Annotated in this window: 1 protein-coding gene; it reads left to right on the forward strand. The window is 49.0% G+C overall.

The features are described 5' to 3' along the window. The coding region (locus H4O21_RS24530) for an IS66 family transposase (RefSeq protein ID WP_182812543.1) at positions 1 to 384 on the forward strand (384 nt) is incomplete at both ends.

A 384-nucleotide genomic window follows, 5' to 3' on the forward strand; every position in this document is an offset into this window, starting at 1 on the left:
AAAAGCTGCCAGCATGCGCTGTGTAATGCTCATCATCTGAGAGAACTGGAAAGGGCCTGGGAACAGGATAATCAAGCCTGGGCCCGGTTGCTTCAGAATCTGCTTAAAGAAATGAACAGGACTGTTCTGGAGCAAAATGGATCGGTGTCTCAGAAAGTCAGATGCCAGTATATCGAACGATACAGGGCTATTCTGGAAGCAGGAGATGAGGAAAGCCCCCCACCGGATGAAAGCCAGCGTAAGGAAGGGCAGCGAGGCCGCTTGAAACGAAGTAAGTCGAGGGCCTTACTGGAAAGGTTAAGGGCCTATGAGGATGACGTTCTAAGATTTTTGAACGTATCTGAAGTCCCTTTCACCAACAATCAGGGCGAAAATGATATCAGG

It is taken from the genome of Oceanospirillum sediminis, from assembly GCF_014164585.1.
Taxonomy (GTDB): Bacteria; Pseudomonadota; Gammaproteobacteria; order Pseudomonadales; family Halomonadaceae; genus Oceanospirillum; species Oceanospirillum sediminis.